Here is an 18,547-nt window from a genome sequence, read left to right as displayed (position 1 = left end):
AATTTCGCTGAAGCCCCGACCGGGCCGGAGCCGCGATCACTGAATCCGGTCGAGCGCCTTGTAGTAGAGGCCGACCATCGGCAGGAACCAGGGTTTGCCGGAATAGCCGGGAATGGATGGCCATTCGAGCCCCTTGAGCGGATTGCGGTCCTCGCGTCCGACCATGGCATCGGCCAGGATCATGCCGAGATGGGTGGAAAGCTGCGCGCCGTGGCCGGAATAGCCCATCGCGTACCAGACACCGTCCTGGTAACCGGCGCGCGGAAAGCGGTCCTTGGTCATGTCGACCAGTCCGCCCCAGCAATAGTCGATCTCGACCTTGGCGAGCTGCGAAAAGATCGCCGCGAGGCCCGCCCGCAAGATCTGTCCGCTCCTGGCGTCGGAGCGCTGGTCCGATGTCGCCGAAAAGCGTGCGCGGCCGCCGAAGATCAGGCGATTGTCCGGCGAGAGCCGGAAGTAGTTGCCGATGTTCATCGAGGTCACGCATGTCCGGTTGCCGGGCATGGTGGCAGTGATCTCGGCGTCGCTTAGCGGCCGCGTGGCGATGATGAAGCTGCCGACGGAAATGATCCTGCGGCGGAAATAGCTGAAGTCAGGCGTGGTGTAGGCGCCGGTCGCCACCAGCACATTGTCGGCGCTGATGCCGCCACGCGAAGTAGTCAGCTCATGCCTGCAGCCGACCTGCTTGCGATCCGTTACCACCGTGTTTTCATGGATGACGGCGCCATGACGGGTGGCGGCGGTGGCAAGACCCGTCACGTAGCGACCCATATGCATCATGGCGCTCTTCTTCGACAACATCGCGCCATGGAAGGGCGAGCCGATCTCGGATTTGAGGTCGGCCGCCGACAACAGCGCCGTGTCCGGATCCACCTCCGCATGGATGGCTTCGAAGTTGCGTCTGATCGCTTCGAAATGCTGCGGCTTGGAGGCGAGCTTCAGTTTGCCGGCGCGGCGGAAATTGCAGTCGATGCCCTCTTCGGCGACCAGCGCCTCGATGGTGTCGACGGAGTCGTCGAGCGCCCGGTAGAGCGCGATTGCGCGCTCCTTGCCGAGCTCCGCCTTGGCTGAGAGATAGCTGTGGGCAAGACCGTTGTTGAGGTGTCCGCCATTGCGGCCGGATGCGCCCCAGCCCACACGCTGCGCCTCCAGAACCGCCACCTTGGCACCGGCCTTCGCCAGCTGGCGCGCGGCGGCGAGGCCGGTGAAGCCGCCGCCGATGATGGCGGCATCGTAGTGCCCTTCGACGGGGCCTTGAGCCCCGCCGGAAAACATCGGGGCGGTGTCGTGCCAGTAGGAGACCAGCTTCATCGGCAATCCGCCTGTTTCAGAGTCCAACCACGCTCGCGAGACCGGAAATATCAGCGATCTCGACATAGCCGTAGTACGGGTTGGCCGGTTCATGGCCGCGATTGACCCAGACCTTGTTCTTGATGCCGAGATCGTGCGCCGACATCAGGTCGTAGCGGAACGAAGACGAGCAGTGAAGGATATCTTCCGGACCGCAGCCCAATCTGTCGAACATGTATTCGAAAGCCTGGAAGCGGGGCTTGTAGGCTTGCGCCTGCTCGGCGGTGTAGACGGCATGGAAGGGCGCGCCGAGTTTCTCGACATTGGACATGATCTGCGCGTTCATGGCGTTGGACAGGATGACCAGAGGAATCTCCTTGGCCACCTTCGCCAGGCCGGCCGGAACGTCCGCGTGAGGCCCCCAGGTCGGAACGCGCTCATAGACCATCCTGGCGTCGTCGGCGCTGAAGGCGACGCCGTTGCGCTTGCAGGAGCGATCGAGCGCGTTGTGGACGACGTCGGCATAGGGCTTCCAGTCGCCCATGATCTCGTCGAGCCGATACGCCGCGAAGTTCTTGATGAACTCCTGCATGCGCGGTTCGTCGAGCCGGCTGCCGTAGAGGTCGCGCGCCGCTTCCGCCATCTGGAAATGGGTCAACGTGCCGTAGCAGTCGAAGGTGATGTATTTGGGCCTGAAGGAAGCCATGGCAGTCGATCTCCGGTGGAAGCACATCCGCGTTGGGATGTATTTCATCATAGGACGGCAGGCAGCGGCCCACTTGACCGAAATCGCCCTCCCGAAAGCAGAAAGTTCCGTATCCGCCGTCCGGTTTGGCACGCTGTAGCATCTGGCGTGCCGGTTGCGGTGCCGTCCGCGGCGTGAGGCACCTCCGCCGCCAGCACAAGATGCGGCGCACCGCCTGCGCTACGGCGAAAGATACTGCCGAAGCCAGGGCCTTCAGACGATCTGCTGCGCGCTGATGGTCGAAACTTGGCATCAGACGGAAGGATGCCTCATGCCGCAGGGCGAGATCGAACTCCAGGCCTTCGGGCCGCACCATATCGAGGGCGCCGTGGCGCTTTCTCGCCAGGAGAGTTGGCCGCATCGCCCGCAGGACTGGCAGATGGCGCTGCAGCTTTCGAGCGGCGCGGTCGCGCTCGACGGTCAGGGCCGCGTCGCCGGAACCATCCTGGTCACGCCCTACGGCATGGATTGCGCGATGATCAACATGGTGATCGTCGACAGGAACGCGCGGGGCAAGGGGCTTGGGCGCCGGCTCATGGATCAGGCCTTCGCCTTGGCCGGCAACCGTCCACTGCGGCTCGTCGCGACGGCTGACGGCATGCCTCTCTATGAGAAACTGGGCTTCGTGCCTTCCGGCACCATCCTGCAGCACCAGGGCCAGGTCGCGGCGCTTGGCGCGCCCGATGGCGTGGAAGCAGCCGGTCCTGACGATCTGCCTGACATCAAGGCGCTGGACCGCGACGCATATGGCGCCGACCGCGAGGCCCTGATCGACGCGCTGGCGGAGCGCGGCCAGCTCGCGGTCATCCGTCGCAACGGCGCCATCGAGGCCTATGCCGCGATCCGCCCGTTCGGGCGCGGCGAGGTGATCGGTCCGGTCATCGCGGAAAGCGCAGCCGAGGCGAAGGCCCTTATCGGCTTCTTTGCCGCGCCGCGTCCCGGCGCCTTCCTGCGCGTGGATACCGGCAGCGTGACCGGCATCGCCAACTGGCTCGAGGAAATCGGCCTCACCCACGTCGGCGGCGGTGTGGCCATGGACCGTCCACCCAAGACGGGCGCGGACCAGATCAGGCCGAAAGTTTACGCCCTCGCCAACCAGGCGCTCGGCTAGGAGGATAACAATGCTCGCCAATTCGCTGATCGAACTCGACCGCGCCCATCTCATCCATCCGGTCGCCTCCTATCGTGGCCATGAGGCGCTTGGCGTCCGTGTCTTGAAATCGGCGAAGGGCGCGACCGTTACCGAGGCGTCTGGGCGGCAACTCGTCGACGGCTTCGCCGGGCTGTGGTGCGTCAACGCCGGCTACGGCCATGACAGCATCGTCGAGGCGGCGGCCCGGCAGATGCGCGAGCTTCCCTACGCCACCGCCTATTTCGACCTCGGTTCGGAGCCTGCCATTCGGCTCGCCTCAGAACTGGCCGAGCGCGCGCCGGGCGACCTCAATCACGTCTTTTTCACGCTTGGCGGGTCGGACGCGGTCGACAGCACGATCCGTTTCGTCCGCTACTACTGGAATGCCAAAGGCGAGCCGCAACGCGACCAGTTCATTTCCATCGAACAGGGTTACCATGGGTCGTCGGTGGTCGGCGCGGGCCTGACCGCGCTCCCCGCCTTTCACGCCGGTTTCGGTATTCCCTTCGAATGGCAGCACAAGATTCCTTCCCCCTATCCCTATCGCAACCCGGTCGGCGAGGACGGCAAGGCGATCACCGCCGCATCGCTCGCCGCGCTGAAGGCCAAGATCGAGGCGATCGGGCCTGAGCGGGTCGCCGCCTTCTATGCCGAGCCGATACAGGGCTCGGGCGGCGTCATCGTTCCGCCAAAAGGCTGGATCAAGGCCATGCGCGAACTCTGCCGGGAGTACGGCATCCTGTTCATCGCTGACGAGGTGATCACCGGTTTCGGCCGCACCGGACCGCTGTTCGCCTGCACCGACGAGGAGATCGTCCCCGATTTCATGACGACCGCCAAGGGGCTGACTTCGGGTTATGTTCCCATGGGCGCCGTGTTCATGGCCGATCATGTCTACGATGTCATCGCCGATGGCGCGGGCGCTTCGGCCGTCGGCCACGGCTATACCTATTCCGCCCATCCCGTCAGCGCCGCCGTCGCGCTCGAAGTGCTGAAGCTTTACGAAGACGGCCTTCTGGACAATGGCATCAAGGCCGGTGCCCGGCTGATGGCGGGATTGGAGGGCCTGAGGGACCATCCGCTCGTCGGCGACGTACGCGGTCGCGGCATGCTTGCCGCGATCGAGCTGGTGGTCGACAAGGACAAGAAGACGCCGCTTCCGGTTTCGGCGATGCCGGCACGGCGGGTCTTCGACAGGGCCTGGGACAACGGCCTGATCATCCGTGCCTTTGCCAACGGGGTTCTCGGCTACGCACCGCCGCTTTGCTGCACCGACGCCGACGTCGATGCGATCATCGAGCGTACACGCCGGACGCTCGACCAGACGCTGGCCGATCCCGATGTCCGCCAGGCTCTGGCATGACGGCGGCGAAATATGTCGTGTCTCGAAATATCGCCGGGGCTGACGATTTCGCAATTTTGTGCCGCCCTCTCACGCCTTTTCGGCGAATCCAGCGCGGGGGAAGTGCCAGACTGCAGTTAAGACAAGGCCAGAAAGCTTGGATCTCCCGGCCTTCGAAAAGGGCCGACGCCCCGAACAGCACGGAATTTTGTTCTGTTCAACACATGCAATTCGGCCGAACGCAGAGGAGAGCCAGTCTTGGCCAGGGGCTTTAGTGAATTCAAATACTTGACCTTCGATGTCGTCGGCACGCTGATCGACTTCGAAGGTGGCATCACGACCTGCCTGGCGGAAATTGCCGCAGAGGCCGGTGTTTCGATCGATGGCGAGGAAGCGCTGAGCCTCTACCGGCAGGCCCGCTACATGCCCGATGCCGGCCTGTTCCCCGACGATCTTGTGCGTGTCTACACAGTCATCGCGCCGCGGCTCGGCCTGCCGGCTGAGGAAAAATACGGCGTCCGCCTGCGGGATTCGGCCAGCCGCTGGCAAGGCTTCCCCGACAGCGCGGCGGCATTGGCCGAGCTTGCCAAATCCCACAGGCTGATCGCCATGACCAATGCCCGGCGCTGGGCGCTCGGTCATTTCGAAAAGCAGCTCGGATCGCCCTTTTTCGCCACCTTCACCGTCGACGATACAGGCACGGAGAAACCGGACCCGGCCTTCTTTCAGAAGGTCTTCGACTTCGTGGCCTCCCGAGGCGACAGCAAGGACGACATACTGCATGTCGCGCAAAGCCAGTACCACGACATCGGCATATCCCGGGCACTTGGCATGACCAATTGCTGGATCGAGCGCCGGCACGCCCAGAAGGGCTATGGCGGCACGATCGAGCCCGAGCGTTTCACCGTGCCGGACTACCACTTCACCTCAATGGCCGCATTGGCGGCGGCCGTGCGGGAAAGCCTGAAGGAACGAACCTGAGCCCAAGCCCGGAAAGCCGCAGCAAGACGAGCATCCCGGAGAAACAAACAGAAAGGGGAATGATATGACTGACAAGATCATGAACTGGACCAGCGCAGACGATGCCATGGTCGAAAATGCCATCCGTCGGGGCGCGAGCCGCCGCGAACTCCTCAAGATGCTGCTGGCCGGCGGCGCTGCGGTTGCGGCGGGCAGCATAGTGCTTGGCCGTGCCACCAATGCCGTCGCCGCCACGCCGATTTCCGGCGGAACGTTCAAGGCCGCCGGCTGGTCGTCCTCGACCGCCGACACGCTCGATCCGGCGAAGGCGTCGCTGTCGACCGACTATGTCCGCTGCTGCTCGCTCTACAACCGCCTGACTTTCCTCGACAAGGATGGCGTCACGCAGATGGAACTGGCTGAAAGCTTCGACAGCAAGGACGCCAAGACCTGGACCGTGAAGCTACGCAAGGGCGTCACCTTCCACGACGGCAAGGACCTCACCGCCGACGACGTCGTCTACTCGCTGAAGCGCCATCTCGACAAATCGGTTGGTTCCAAGGTCGCCAAGATCGCCGCGCAGATGACCGGCTTCAAGGCGGTCGACAAGTCGACCGTGGAGATCACGCTCGCCGACCCTAATGCCGACCTTCCGACCATCCTGGCGCTGCACCATTTCATGATCGTCCAGGACGGCACCACGGACTTCTCCAAGGGCAATGGCACCGGCGCCTTCGTGCTGCAAACGTTCGAGCCGGGCGTGCGGTCGGTGGTCACCAAGAACAAGAACTACTGGAAATCGGGCAAGCCCTATCTCGACTCCTTCGAATTCATCGCCATCAGCGACGACAGCGCCCGCGTCAACGCTCTGCTTTCCGGTGACATCAATTTTGCGGCTTCGATCAATCCGCGCGCGATGAAGCTCATCGGCGGGCAGCAGGGCTTCGAGTTGTCAAAGACGACCTCGGGCAACTACACCGACCTCAACATCCGGCTCGACATGAATCCGGGCAACAAGGCCGACTTCGTGGCCGGTATGAAATATCTCGTCAACCGCGAGCAGATCGTCAAATCGGCGTTGCGCGGACTTGGCGAGATTGGCAACGACCAGCCTGTCTCCCCGGCAAACATCTTCCACAATCCCGACGTCAAGCCGAAGGCTTTCGACCCGGACAAGGCGAAGTTCCACTTCCAGAAGTCAGGCTTGCTCGGCCAGTCCATTCCGGTGATCGCATCCGATGCCGCGACCTCCTCGATCGACATGGCGGTGATCATCCAGGCTGCCGGCGCCGATATCGGCATGAAGCTGGACGTCCAGCGTGTCCCGTCCGACGGCTATTGGGACAATTACTGGCTCAAGGCGCCGATCCATTTCGGCAACATCAATCCACGCCCGACGCCGGATATCCTGTTCTCGCTCCTCTACGCGTCCAACGCGCCGTGGAACGAAAGCCAGTACAAGTCCGAGAAGTTCGACAAGCTGCTTATCGAGGCGCGCGGGTCGCTCGATCAGGCCAAGCGCAAGGAAATCTACAACCAGATGCAGGTCATGGTCTCCGAGGAGGCCGGCACTATCATCCCGGCCTACATTTCCAACGTGGATGCCCTCTCCAGCAAGGTGAAGGGTTTGGAGGCGAACCCGCTCGGTGGCATGATGGGCTACGCAATGGCGGAATATCTCTGGCTCGAAGCCTGAGAGGCGCCTCCCAGGGACCGGGCAGCCGGTCCCTGGGACCTATTGCGCAATATGGCTTGGCCGAACGCAACCGTAGGAGCGCTTCCATGACGTCTGGGGTTCTAAACCTCGTGCTGAAGCGACTCGCGATCGCGGTCGTGACGCTTATGATCGTTCTGTTCGCAGTGTTTTTCGCCACCAGCATGCTGCCTGGCGACACCGCGTCGATTCTGCTCGGCCAGGCGGCGACTCCGGAAGCCGTCGCGGGCCTGCGCGAAGCCATGCATCTCAACGATCCGGCAATCCTTCGCTTCCTGCGCTGGCTTTTCGGCCTTCTCCACGGCGATCTCGGCACCTCTTACGCCAATGAGATGCCGGTAGCGGCGCTGATCGGCGGACGCTTCGTGAACACCATGGAACTCGCCGGCATCACCACGCTGCTCTCGGTGCCCCTCGCGCTGACGCTGGGCATCACCGCCGCCATGCTGCGCGGCTCCCTCTACGACCGCACCGTCACCGTCCTTTCGATCGGCGTGATCTCCGTGCCGGAATTCATGGTCGCAACCCTCGCGGTCCTACTTTTCGCCGTTTACCTCAAATGGCTGCCGGCCCTGTCCTCAGTCAATGAGGCGCATACGCTGACCGATCTTGTGCGCATCTATGCAATGCCCGTGATCACGCTCACCTTCGTCATCTCCGCGCAGATGATCCGCATGACCCGTGCCGCCGTTATCGAAACGCTCTCAACGCCTTATGTCGAGATGGCGCTTCTCAAAGGCGCCTCACGCAGCCGTATGGTGCTCAAGCACGCGCTTCCCAATGCGCTTGGGCCGATCGTCAACGCGGTCGCCCTATCTTTGTCCTATCTGGTCGGCGGCGTCATCATCGTGGAGACGATCTTCAACTATCCCGGCATCGCCAAGCTGATGGTCGATGCGGTCGCCACCCGCGACCTGCCGCTGATCCAGAGTTGCGCGATGATCTTCTGCCTCGGTTACCTCTTGCTCATCACGGTCGCCGACATCATCGCCATCATGTCTAACCCGAGGATCAGATGACGCGCGTGGCAGCTTCCGGACGGTCCTTCCTGGGCCACAGCTACAATCTCGTGGGCATCGTGGCCTCGCTGGTCATCCTGGTGTGGATGCTGATCGCCATCTTCGCGCCCACCATCATTCCCCATTCCATCGGCGACATCGTCGACGACGATTATTTCGGCCCGATGCGTCAGGGACTATGGCTCGGCTCGGATTATCTGGGGCGCGACATGCTCTCGCGGGTGCTGATGGGCGCTCGCTACACGGTCGGCATATCGCTCGCCGCGGTCGCCATCGCCTGCTTCTCGGGCGTGATGCTGGGGATGACCGCGGCCGTCATCGGCGGCTGGGTCGACACCTGCCTCAGCCGCTTCCTGGATGCCATGAATTCCATCCCCAGCAAGCTGTTCGGCCTCGTGGTCGTCGCCGCGGTCGGCTCGTCGATACCAGCGCTGATCCTGACGCTTGCCGTCATCTATATACCGGGCGCCTACCGCTTCGCGCGGGCGCTCGCCGTCAACATCAACACCATGGACTTCATGACCGTCGCCCGCGTCCGCGGCGAAAGCACCGCCTATCTCATCGGGTCCGAGATTCTGCCCAATATCATACGCCCGGTGCTGGCCGATTTCGGCCTGCGCTTCGTCTTCATCGTTCTGCTGCTCTCCGGCCTGTCCTTCCTCGGGCTCGGCCTGCAGCCGCCGCTCGCCGACTGGGGCGCCCTGGTACGCGAGAACATAGGCGGCCTGCCCTTCGCGGCTCCCGCCGTCATCATTCCCTCGCTGGCGATCGCCAGCCTCACCATCAGCGTCAACCTGCTGATCGATAACCTGCCGCAAAAGATCAGGGACAGGGACGCATGACCAATCTTGTCGAGGTCAGGAACCTGCGGATCGAGGCGACGACGGATGCCGGACGCATCGTCGAAATCATCAAGGGCGTCAGCCTCGATATCGCCAATGGCGAGATCGTCGCCCTAATCGGCGAGAGCGGCTCCGGCAAGACGACGGTGGCGCTCTCGCTCATGGGCTATGCGCGGCCCGGCTGCCGGATCACCGGCGGCGAGATCAATGTGAACGGCAAGAACATGGCAGCACTTTCCGAAAAGCAGCGCGCCAGGTTGCGCGGCACCGACATTGCCTATGTTCCGCAAAGTGCCGCCGCCTCCTTCAACCCCTCGTCGACGATCATGGAGCAAGTGATCGAGGTTACGCGGATCCACGGCCTGATGCCGCCAGAGCAGGCACGAAAGCGCGCGGTCGAACTGTTTCGAGCCTTGTCGCTGCCGGATCCAGAAGGGATTGGCGCGCGCTACCCGCACCAGGTTTCGGGCGGGCAATTGCAGCGGCTGTCGGCGGCCATGGCGCTTATCGGCGACCCCAAGCTGGTCATCTTCGACGAGCCGACCACCGCGCTCGACGTGACCACGCAGATCGACGTGCTGAAAGCATTCAAGTCGGTCATGCGGGCGGGTGGGATAGCGGGTGTCTATGTTTCCCACGACCTGGCCGTCGTCGCCCAGATCGCTGACCACATCGTTGTGCTGAAGGGCGGCCAAGTGCAGGAGACCGGCACCACGGCTCAGATTCTTTCCGCCGCCCAGCATCCCTATACGCGCGAACTGCTGGCTGCCTTCGAGCCGAAGCCACGGCAAGCGCATGCTGACGCGGATGCCGGCGCGAAGCCGTTGCTGCGTATCGACAATGTGACCGCCGGCTATGGCGCGGTGCGAGACAACGGGCTGCCACTCATCCGGGCCGTCGATTCCGTCAGCCTGGTCGTCGAGAAGGGACGCAACCTCGGCATTATCGGCGAATCCGGCTGCGGAAAATCGACGCTGGCGCGCGTCATCGCCGGCATCCATCCGGCGGCGGCCGGCGACATCATATTCGACGGCAAAGAACTGCAGCGGGCCGCAGGGAAACGCAGCCAAGACCAGCTGCGCGAGATGCAGATCGTGTTCCAGTATGCCGATACCGCGCTCAATCCGGCCAAACCGGTGGAGGATATCGTCTCCCGCCCGCTGGCCTTCTATCACGGCCTCGACAGGCAGGCGCGCTCGAAGCGCGTCGATGAACTGCTCGACATGGTTCGCCTGCCCAGGACGCTGCGCTACCGTCGGCCGTCGGAGCTCTCGGGCGGCCAGAAGCAGCGCGTGAACTTCGCGCGCGCCCTGGCGGCCGGACCCAAGCTCATCATCTGCGACGAAATCACCTCGGCGCTCGACACGGTGGTAGCGGCCGCCGTGATCGAACTGCTCAAGGAGCTGCAGCGTGAGCTGGGCCTTTCCTACATTTTCATCAGCCACGACCTCTCGGTCGTCGAAGCGATCTGCGACGAGATCATGGTGATGTACAATGGCGAGCGGGTGGAGCAGATCACGCCCGACAGATTGAAGGCGCCTACTCACCCCTATTCGAAGCTGCTGTTCTCCTCCGTGCCGAAGCTCGATCCGACATGGCTCGATGGCCTTGTCCGCGACCCCGAACTGGTCAGCCAGTACGGCCATCGCTGACAAAACGGCAGAGGCTCACCTCGGAAACAGGCTGGGCAGCGGCATGTGCGCCTTGACGATGGGGGATTTCAGCACGACGAAGCTGAAATACTTGTCGATGCCGATATCCATATCGGTCAGCCGCTCCATGATCGTCTGGTACTCGGCTATGCCGGCGGTCACGAATTTCATCAAATAGTCGTAGCCACCCGACACGAGATGGCACTCGATGACCTGATCGATCTTCTCCACCACGGCGAGAAAGCGGGCGAAGTCGACCTGGCGATGGTTCTTCAAGGTGATTTCGGTGAACACGGTCAGCGTCTGGCCAAGCTTGCCAATATTCACCTGTGCGGAATAGCCCTCGATGTAGCCCTCCGACTGCAATTTCTTGACCCGCATCAGGCACGGGCTTGGCGACAGATGCACCAGTTCGGCCAACTCCACATTGGTGATGCGGCCGTTCTTCTGCAATTCATGAAGAATCTTGATATCGATCCGATCCAGCTTCATGGTCGTCTCCGCAGGCCACAGCACAAAATGCTGCCTTGCTTGTAGATATTGACATTACCACAGCCCGTTGGCCTGTCCATCCAAGGGGACAGCGCTTTGAAGCGCAGTGGCTCCCGATTTTGACCGCGCTGCCGGAATAAAATTCTGCTTCGGCTTCAACTGCGGCAGCGGCTGCCTGCGCAACACGGTAGATTGGCGTATCAAGGCAGAGAGACCATGCGCGCGCCGCTACAGCAAATCGAGACATCTGGCGAACTGCCGCGATCCGCGGACGCGGTGGTGATCGGCGGCGGCATCGTGGGTGTCTTCGCGGCCTATTACCTGGCCAGGCGCGGCATGCGGGTTGTGCTTGTTGAAAAAGGGCGCATCGGCGCCGAGCAGTCCTCCAGGAACTGGGGATGGTGCCGCCAGCAGAACCGCGACGCCCGCGAGCTGCCGATGGCAACCCGAAGCCTCGACCTGTGGGACAGTTTTGCCGCGGAGACCGGCGAAGGCACCGGCTTTCGCCGCTGTGGCCTGCTCTATCTCAGCAATGACGAGGCGGAGCTGGCCGGCTGGGCGCGCTGGCGTGACTTCGCCAGAACGACCGGCGTCACCACGCACATGCTCGACAGCGCCGAGGCCAGCGAGCGCGGCCGCGCCACCGGCCGGAGCTGGAAGGGCGGCGTCTTCTCGCCGACCGACGGCACCGCCGACCCCTCGTGGGCCGCGCCCTCGGTCGCCCGGGCCATCCTCAAGCTCGGGAGCACCGTGCATCAGAATTGCGCCGCGCGCGGTATCGAGACCGAAGGCGGGCGCCTGAGCGGGGTGGTCACCGAAAGCGGAACGATCAGGACGAAGGTGGCGGTGCTGGCCGGCGGCGCCTGGGCCTCGTCCTTTTGCCGGCAGTTTGGCTTCCGCTTTCCGCAGGCGTCGATCCGCTCCTCAATTCTGTCCGTCTCGCCTGGCGCGGAGGGTCTGCCCGATGCGCTGCACACGGCAAGAATCTCGGCCACGCGTCGCGGCGACGGTGGCTATACGCTCGCCATAAGTGGACGCGGCCGCGTGGACGTGACGCCGCAGCAATTGCGCTTCTCCTCCCAGTTCCTGCCCATGTTCCTGAAGCGGTGGCGAAGCCTCGCGCCTGGCGGGCTGCAAGGCGCACGCTCGGGTCACGAGACGCTCCGGCACTGGCGGCTCGACCAGCCGACGCCGATGGAGCGGATGCGCATTCTCGATCCGGTCCCGGACAAGGCAACCATCCGCCTGACCCATGCCCGTGCGCTCGAACTTCTGCCCGGCCTTCGAAAAACCAGGATCACCGCGGCCTGGGCCGGCTACATCGACAGCACGCCGGATGGTGTGCCCGCCATCGGCGAGATCCATAGCGTTCCGGGTTTCTTCCTGGCTGCCGGATTTTCGGGACACGGCTTCGGCATCGGACCCGGCGCCGGTCATCTTGTTGCCGATCTGGTGGCCGGATCGCAGCCGATCGTTGATCCGAAATCCTACGATCCACGGCGCTTCGATGCTTCGGCCTGGGGTAAGGTCGCCGATTTCTAGGCCGTGACAGATGCAGAGGCGCGGTTTTCGCAATGGCATCAGTCTTCCCGGAGAAAGGCGCCGATAGGAGCCGGTCGGACAGGCGCCTGCCCGCGAAACCGGCCGATGGCGTCTTGCGTGCAGCCAGCCTGCGCCGCTGCGAGTTCAACGGCGGCCAACTGGCAATAGCGCCCCTGGCAGCGACCCATGCCGACGCGCGACAGTGACTTCACCCGGTTGGCCTCGCCGCCGCAGAAATCCACACTTTGACGTACAGCTCCGGCAGTCACGTTCTCGCAGCGGCAGACAACCGCGTCGTCGGGGAGCGCTTGCATCATCTGGGCCGGCCAGGGAAAAGCGCAAGCCAGACCGCGCGCAAAGCGCTCCAGCCGCGCAAGCTTGCGCAGATCGGCGCCGATGGAGGGCGCCGAGAATCCAAGATCGGCAAGGCACGCCGCCGCCGCCAGGCGCCCCGCGATCTCCGCGCCATCCGCTCCCACAAGACGAACCCCGTCGCCCGCAAGATAGACCCCGTTGCCGGCGCGACCCATCTCATCGATCTTTGGCAGCCATTGCTGCCACTGCTCATCGTAAATGAAGGCGCATTCCGCCAGGTCGGCCAGATGCGTCTCGGCCCGCAGGTGCCAGCCCATGCCGATCGTGTCGCATGGCGTGAAGCGCTGCCTTCCGCCGGCATCGCGCCAACACATCGCCGTGACACCTTGCCCGTCGGCCTCGATCCTTTCGAGGCTCACGCCGGCATGATAGCGCCTGCCGAGCTTCGCCCGCAGGACCAGGCCGCGCAGCGCGACGAGCGGCCGGGCGGCAAGCTTCCAGAAACCCCGCATCTGCTGATGCCAGGGAGAGGTGTCGAGCACCGCCGCCACATCCGCCCCGGCCTCGACGAGCTGGGCGCCGACCAGTGTCAGCAAAGGCCCCGATCCGATCAGGACGATGCGCCGCCCGAGGGCCACGCCTTGTGCCTTGAGCGCGATCTGCGCCGCGCCAAGGCTGTAGACGCCGGCGCTCTGCCATCCCGGGACCGGAGCGACACGGTCGGATGCGCCTGTGGCAAGGATCAGGCGGTCATAGCTAACAATCTGCACGCCGCCCTCCCCCAGCACGTGCAGCCGACCTTCCTGCATGGCAATAACCGAGCTTCCCGCGCAATGGATGAGTCGCCCGTCGGCCGCCAACCGATCGAAGACCGCATGCAGCGCGCGCGCCTTTGCCGCCTCCGACCCGTAGAGCTGCTCCGGCGTGCGGACGAACCCGTCAGGCGGACGACGATAGATCTGGCCGCCGGCGCGATTGCCCTCGTCGATCACAACAGGATGGAGCCCCGCATCGACCAGCGCGGCCGCCGCCCTTATGCCGGCGGGGCCTGCGCCGACGATCACGACGCGCGGCGACGCAGTCCTGCTCACGGCCAACTCTCCGGTGGCGTCGTGCTCAGCCGCATGCCTTCCGTGATAAGGCTCGAGCATGCCCGCAGACGCGGTCCTTCCTCCTGCCACACCCAGCAATCCTGGCAGGCCCCCATCAGGCAGAAGCCGGCGCGCGGCTCAGGTCCGAACTCGGACATTCGCAAGGCATGCCCTGACGCCAGCATCGCGGTCAGCACGGTGTCGCCCTCGAGCGCCCTACGGATCTGCCCGTCGAAAAAGAAATGCACCCCCGCCCGGTCGCGCTCGGCCAGCCGGACGATACGGCCGGCCGTGATCATTCCGCGGCCTCGCGCATGGGGTGAGGACGCGGCAGTTCGGGGAAGCGTTCGCAAACGGCATCGAAAGCCGCCTGGACACCCTCCGGCCCGGAGCGTCCCTTCATTCGGCGGAAGATCTCCGTCTTCGTGAAGAACCGCCAGTGGATCGGCAAATTCCCCAGTATGGCGGTGAGCCGGTCATAGGCCGCCGGCGTCCATTGCGCTTCGTAGCCGTCGCGCTCCGGACCGAAATGGAAATGCCCGGCGGTCGGCTCGTGACGCGCGCGCAATTGCGCCGTTGCCTGCTCGTCAACCTCGTCGCCGCGGAGGACGACGCCATAGTCGCGTTCGGCCGCACCCGGCGAAAGATAGCCGCGCCGCACATCCTGCGCGACCCGCCAGGGCTCGCGTTCATACGGATCGCCGCGCCCACCGCCTCCGGCGGAGCGGATTTCGAGCACGTCGCCGGGCTGCAGCACCGCGGTGTCGATATTGCCCAGCCGCCGCTCGTGCCCGGCCCCCGGGTTGACGACCATGTCCGAGAGGCCGGCGGCCTTGCCGCCCAGCACACCCCAGGGACGGAAGAAACTGCGGTCGCGGTTGCGCGCCGTGATCCTGGAGTCGGGAGCAAAGACGCGGAAGGCCATTTCGGTCGCCAGCCCGCCGCGCCAACGTCCTGCCCCGCCACTGTCCCTGGCGAGCCCATATTTCAGGAATTCCACCGGGGTCTCGGTCTCGGTGATCTCGATCGGCGTGTTCTTGAGATAGGCTGCATCCGCGCCCGAGCCGTTCGTGCCGTCGCGATGCGGCATCGCCCCGCCACCGCCCACCACGGGGTTCACCGCCGTGATGACGGTCCGGTAGGTCCGCTCGTCCGTGGTCATGACATTGACGATGCAGTTGTTGCCGGCCGGCGCCGCGGGCAGGCGTTCCGGCACCGCTTGCGAGAAGGCGCCGAAGATGACCGACCGCAACCGGGCGCAGGTGAGCGAGCGCATGCCCACTGCGGCGGGATGGACCGGATTGAGCACCGAACCTTCGGACGTGATGCAGGTGAACGGCCTGGTGAGGCCCGTATTGAGCAGGATCTTCGGGTTCAGCGTGTAGAGCACGTAATAGACGCCCACCAAAAGCATGGTGTGGCGCGGATCGCCGCCCGAAGGCACGTTGAGCGAGGAACCGAGTTGCGGATCGGAACCGGTGAAGTCGAGCACCGCCTCGTCGCCGCTGATCGTCAGCCTCAGCTTCAGCCGGCATGGATTGGCCTCGACCGAATCCTCGTCGGCGTAGTCGGCGAATTCCCAGGTGCCGTCGGGCATGGCGCGCAGCACGTCGCGCGCTTGCGCCTCCGCGTGGTCGAGAAGCGCCGAAACGCCTTCGATGAAACCGGCCTTGCCGAACTTCCTCACCATCGCCTGGATCTTGCGCTCGCCGGTGTTGAGCGCCCCGACCAGCGCCTTGATGTCGCCGATGTTGAGGTCTGGCTTGCGCACATTGGTGCTCATGATCCGCAGGATCGACTCGTCGAAGACACCTTCCCGCACCAGCTTCATCGGCGGAAAGCGGATGCCTTCCTGATGGATTTCGGTGAGCGCCCGGCTGAGCGAAGCCGGCACCGCCCCGCCCATGTCGGTGTTGTGGATGTGCCCTCCGGTCCAGGCGACAATCTCGCCGTCGACGAATACCGGCTTCCACAGATGCGTGTCGGGCGCGTGCGTCGCGACGTGGCCGGAATAAGGATCGTTGGTGAAGGCAACGTCGCCTGGCCGGTAGTCGCCGACCATCGCGATGGCGCGGTGATAGGAAAGCCCCGGATACCAGGTAGCGCCAAGCTCCATCGGCACGGCGAAGGTCGCTCCCGACCGATCCATCAGCATCACCGTAAAATCCTGCGTCTCCTTGACGAAAGCGGAGTGCGCGGTGCGATGCAGTGTATGGGCCATGTTCTCGGCGGCCGCGCGGGCATGGTTGGCCAGAACCTGGAGGTTTGTGCGGTCAAACATGGCGTCACTCCGCAAAGGTCAGCAAAAGGTTGAGATGGCGGTCTACCCGTGCCTGCGCTCCGGCAGGAATCGCGAAGGTGGTGTCTTCCTGAACGACCACGGCAGGCCCGTGGAACGTGCTGCCCGGCACGAGGGCCTGCCGGTCGTGGAGGTCGACGGTTTCGACGCGGAGGCCCGTATAGACCGGGAGCCGGCGCGTCGGGATGGCAGCAACGTCTACTTCTTCGGTCTCCGGGAGGGAGAGTTTCGGCCCGGCGCCTATGGCGGACAGCCGGACGTTCACAAGCTCGATCTCGCCGTCCGGGTCGTGGAAATCGTAGAGCTGCTGATGGAAGAGGTGGAAGGCCTGCTCGATGGCGGCCAGATTGCCGTCCACCAGCCATTCCGGCGAGAGGACGACCTCGATCTCGTAACTCTGCCCGACATAACGCATGTCGCAGGAGAGGTTGAGTTCCGCGGCGGCATCGTGCCCCTGCGCCGCGAGCCAGTCGCGACCCTCGCGCGCCAGGGCCTCGAAGGCCTCGCGAATTCCGCCAAGCGCCACAGCCGACAGCGGGGTGAAGAGGGTGCGAATGAAGTCTCCGCGCAGATCAGCCACCAGCCCGCCAAGCGCCGACACCACGCCAGGGCGGCGGGCCGCCATGACGCGCTTCATCCCGAGTTCGCGGGCAAGGAAGGCGCCGAGCATGGGACCGCCGCCGCCGAAGGGCATCAGCGTGAAATCGCGCAAGTCCACGCCTGCGCGCGAGGCGAGTTTCTCGACGTCGACGAACATTTCCGACACTGCGATGTCGAGGATCGCCTGCGCGGTCTGTTCGATCGGGCGGCCGAGGCGGGCGGCAAGGTCGCCGACTGCGCGATGCGCCAGTCCGGTATCGATCATGAGCTGGCCGTAGGCCATCTCGCTGTGGCCAAGCCATCCGCACACCACCATGGCGTCCGTCACAGTCGCCCGCTCGCCACCCCGGCCATAGCATGCCGGTCCTGGCGTCGAACCGGCCGACTCCGGCCCGACGCGCAGCACCCCTTGCGCGTCGACACTGGCGATCGAGCCGCCGCCGACACCGATAGAACTCACCGATACGGAAGGGATATGGAGCGGAAATTCGCCGATCAGTTCACCGGTGCCGAACTGCGCCTCGCCGTCGATGATGAGCGCGAAGTCGGCCGAGGTCCCGCCAATGTCGAGGGTAAGGACCTTGTCCTCGCCTGCCTGGCGCGCCAGCCACGAGGCGCCAATGACGCCGGAGGCCGTTCCCGACAAAAGCATGTTCACGCAGGCGCGCTTGCCTTCGGCAGCGTTCATCAGCCCACCGTTCGACTTCGTCAGCATCGGACGGGCCGGGACGCCGCGGTCCTTCAGCCGCTCTTCCAGCGCCGTCAGATAGCCCGAGACGCGCGGATGGACATAGCCGTTGAGAATGGCGGTCGAGCTGCGCTCGTATTCGCGAATGACCGGCCACACCTCGGCCGAGGAGAAGACGAAGAGGTCTGGCGCCAGACGCGCGATCGTCGCCTTGACGGCGGCCTCCTGCGCGCCATTGCGCCATGAATGGAGGAAGGAGACGATGATCCCCTGCGCTCCATTCGCTTTCGCCGCCGCCACCGCCGTCTCGACCGCTGTCATGTCCGGTGCCTGGGATTCGCTTCCATCGGCACGCATGCGAACCGGAATGCCGAACACCATGTCGCGCGAGATCAGCGGGTCCGGCCGCGAGCAGAACAGCGAATACATGTCCGGCATGCGCAGCCGTGCGAGTTCGATCACGTCCTCGAAGCCGGCATTGGTGAACAGCGCCAGCGGCGCGCCCTTGCGCTGGATAATCGTGTTGATGCCAACGGTCGTGCCGTGCACGAAGCGCGTCATGAGCTTCGGATCAAAGCCTTCGCGTTCGGCCAGAAGGGTGAGGCCGGTCATCAGTTCGGCACCCGGATCTTCCGGCGTCGTCAGCACTTTCAGCGAGGCGACGCGACCGGAGCGGGCTTCGAGCGCGCAGAAATCGATGAATGTCCCGCCGATATCGACGCCGACCTTCCAGTCGGCCCCGTTCTGCCCTGCATCCGCGGCGATGGTACTGTCCATGATGCGTCCCTTCCTGTCTGCCAACGCAAAACTGGCACGACCGGATG

General features: G+C 64.4%; 15 protein-coding genes. 8 read left to right on the top strand and 7 right to left on the bottom strand.

The window, feature by feature from the left end; translation table 11 throughout:
* Positions 1 to 36: 36 nt before the first annotated feature.
* Positions 37 to 1,311 (bottom strand): NAD(P)/FAD-dependent oxidoreductase, encoded by a 1,275-nt coding sequence (locus QQK95_RS05250; RefSeq protein WP_284269688.1) that lies wholly within the window; start codon positions 1,309 to 1,311, stop codon positions 37 to 39.
* A gap of 16 nt (positions 1,312 to 1,327) precedes the next feature.
* Positions 1,328 to 1,996 (bottom strand): haloacid dehalogenase type II, encoded by a 669-nt coding sequence (locus QQK95_RS05245; protein ID WP_284269686.1) that lies wholly within the window; start codon positions 1,994 to 1,996, stop codon positions 1,328 to 1,330.
* 310 nt (positions 1,997 to 2,306) lie between these two features.
* On the opposite strand from QQK95_RS05245, the gene QQK95_RS05240 reads away from it, so the two are divergent.
* The 7 genes from QQK95_RS05240 (at position 2,307) to QQK95_RS05210 (ending at position 10,696) form a co-directional block, all read left to right on the top strand.
* Entirely contained in the window at positions 2,307 to 3,146 is an 840-nt protein-coding gene (locus QQK95_RS05240) for a GNAT family N-acetyltransferase (RefSeq protein ID WP_284269684.1), read from the top strand.
* Positions 3,147 to 3,156: 10 nt separating this feature from the next.
* A complete protein-coding gene (locus tag QQK95_RS05235; protein WP_284269682.1) occupies positions 3,157 to 4,530 on the top strand; it encodes an aspartate aminotransferase family protein in 1,374 nt (457 codons plus the stop codon).
* A gap of 237 nt (positions 4,531 to 4,767) precedes the next feature.
* The gene (locus tag QQK95_RS05230; RefSeq protein WP_284269680.1) at positions 4,768 to 5,490 is read left to right on the top strand and encodes an HAD-IA family hydrolase; all 723 of its coding nucleotides are present in this window, start codon (positions 4,768 to 4,770) and stop codon (positions 5,488 to 5,490) included.
* A 64-nt stretch (positions 5,491 to 5,554) separates the two neighbouring features.
* Positions 5,555 to 7,165 carry an ABC transporter substrate-binding protein gene (locus QQK95_RS05225; RefSeq protein WP_284269678.1) on the top strand — a complete coding sequence of 537 codons (1,611 nt, stop codon included), beginning with the start codon at positions 5,555 to 5,557 and terminating at the stop codon, positions 7,163 to 7,165.
* An 86-nt stretch (positions 7,166 to 7,251) separates the two neighbouring features.
* Positions 7,252 to 8,202, top strand: a complete 951-nt coding sequence (locus QQK95_RS05220; RefSeq protein ID WP_284269676.1) for an ABC transporter permease — start codon at positions 7,252 to 7,254, stop codon at positions 8,200 to 8,202.
* A complete protein-coding gene (locus QQK95_RS05215) occupies positions 8,199 to 9,044 on the top strand; it encodes an ABC transporter permease (RefSeq protein WP_284269674.1) in 846 nt (281 codons plus the stop codon). The genes QQK95_RS05220 and QQK95_RS05215 overlap by 4 nt, the downstream gene beginning before the upstream one ends.
* Entirely contained in the window at positions 9,041 to 10,696 is a 1,656-nt protein-coding gene (locus QQK95_RS05210; RefSeq protein WP_284269672.1) for an ABC transporter ATP-binding protein, read from the top strand. The genes QQK95_RS05215 and QQK95_RS05210 overlap by 4 nt, the downstream gene beginning before the upstream one ends.
* A 15-nt stretch (positions 10,697 to 10,711) precedes the next feature.
* Here the strand turns inward: QQK95_RS05210 and QQK95_RS05205 are convergent, their stop codons facing one another.
* Positions 10,712 to 11,188, bottom strand: coding sequence for an Lrp/AsnC family transcriptional regulator (locus QQK95_RS05205; protein ID WP_258585456.1), 477 nt, complete (start codon positions 11,186 to 11,188; stop codon positions 10,712 to 10,714).
* Positions 11,189 to 11,404: 216 nt separating this feature from the next.
* On the opposite strand from QQK95_RS05205, the gene QQK95_RS05200 reads away from it, so the two are divergent.
* A complete protein-coding gene (locus QQK95_RS05200) occupies positions 11,405 to 12,730 on the top strand; it encodes an NAD(P)/FAD-dependent oxidoreductase (protein WP_284269665.1) in 1,326 nt (441 codons plus the stop codon).
* A 38-nt stretch (positions 12,731 to 12,768) separates the two neighbouring features.
* Here the strand turns inward: QQK95_RS05200 and QQK95_RS05195 are convergent, their stop codons facing one another.
* Genes QQK95_RS05195 through QQK95_RS05180 form a run of 4 tightly spaced genes read right to left on the bottom strand, consistent with a single transcriptional unit; the run spans position 12,769 to position 18,500 of the window.
* Positions 12,769 to 14,136 carry an FAD/NAD(P)-dependent oxidoreductase gene (locus QQK95_RS05195; RefSeq protein WP_284269663.1) on the bottom strand — a complete coding sequence of 456 codons (1,368 nt, stop codon included), beginning with the start codon at positions 14,134 to 14,136 and terminating at the stop codon, positions 12,769 to 12,771.
* On the bottom strand, positions 14,133 to 14,435 hold the full coding sequence (locus QQK95_RS05190; RefSeq protein WP_284269660.1) for a (2Fe-2S)-binding protein: 303 nt from the start codon (positions 14,433 to 14,435) through the stop codon (positions 14,133 to 14,135). The genes QQK95_RS05195 and QQK95_RS05190 overlap by 4 nt, the downstream gene beginning before the upstream one ends.
* On the bottom strand, positions 14,432 to 16,417 hold the full coding sequence (locus tag QQK95_RS05185) for a hydantoinase B/oxoprolinase family protein (RefSeq protein ID WP_284269658.1): 1,986 nt from the start codon (positions 16,415 to 16,417) through the stop codon (positions 14,432 to 14,434). Before QQK95_RS05185 ends, QQK95_RS05190 begins: the two co-directional genes overlap by 4 nt.
* 4 nt (positions 16,418 to 16,421) lie before the next feature.
* Positions 16,422 to 18,500, bottom strand: coding sequence for a hydantoinase/oxoprolinase family protein (locus tag QQK95_RS05180; RefSeq protein WP_284269656.1), 2,079 nt, complete (start codon positions 18,498 to 18,500; stop codon positions 16,422 to 16,424).
* Between the last annotated feature and the right edge of the window lie 47 nt (positions 18,501 to 18,547).

Source organism: Mesorhizobium huakuii (assembly GCF_030160235.1).
GTDB lineage: Bacteria > Pseudomonadota > Alphaproteobacteria > Rhizobiales > Rhizobiaceae > Mesorhizobium > Mesorhizobium huakuii.
This window is presented reverse-complemented; position numbering and strand designations above follow the sequence as displayed.

Bases quoted from the DNA above. Each gene is read 5' to 3' on its own strand.
- QQK95_RS05205 (WP_258585456.1), bottom strand. From the start codon at position 11,188: ATGAAGCTGGATCGGATCGATATCAAGATTCTTCATGAATTGCAGAAG.
- QQK95_RS05190 (WP_284269660.1), bottom strand. From the start codon at position 14,435: ATGATCACGGCCGGCCGTATCGTCCGGCTGGCCGAGCGCGACCGGGCG.
- QQK95_RS05180 (WP_284269656.1), bottom strand. From the start codon at position 18,500: ATGGACAGTACCATCGCCGCGGATGCAGGGCAGAACGGGGCCGACTGG.
- QQK95_RS05210 (WP_284269672.1), top strand. From the start codon at position 9,041: ATGACCAATCTTGTCGAGGTCAGGAACCTGCGGATCGAGGCGACGACG.
- QQK95_RS05245 (WP_284269686.1), bottom strand. From the start codon at position 1,996: ATGGCTTCCTTCAGGCCCAAATACATCACCTTCGACTGCTACGGCACG.
- QQK95_RS05235 (WP_284269682.1), top strand. From the start codon at position 3,157: ATGCTCGCCAATTCGCTGATCGAACTCGACCGCGCCCATCTCATCCAT.
- QQK95_RS05225 (WP_284269678.1), top strand. From the start codon at position 5,555: ATGACTGACAAGATCATGAACTGGACCAGCGCAGACGATGCCATGGTC.
- QQK95_RS05185 (WP_284269658.1), bottom strand. From the start codon at position 16,417: ATGTTTGACCGCACAAACCTCCAGGTTCTGGCCAACCATGCCCGCGCG.
- QQK95_RS05220 (WP_284269676.1), top strand. From the start codon at position 7,252: ATGACGTCTGGGGTTCTAAACCTCGTGCTGAAGCGACTCGCGATCGCG.
- QQK95_RS05250 (WP_284269688.1), bottom strand. From the start codon at position 1,311: ATGAAGCTGGTCTCCTACTGGCACGACACCGCCCCGATGTTTTCCGGC.
- QQK95_RS05200 (WP_284269665.1), top strand. From the start codon at position 11,405: ATGCGCGCGCCGCTACAGCAAATCGAGACATCTGGCGAACTGCCGCGA.
- QQK95_RS05215 (WP_284269674.1), top strand. From the start codon at position 8,199: ATGACGCGCGTGGCAGCTTCCGGACGGTCCTTCCTGGGCCACAGCTAC.
- QQK95_RS05240 (WP_284269684.1), top strand. From the start codon at position 2,307: ATGCCGCAGGGCGAGATCGAACTCCAGGCCTTCGGGCCGCACCATATC.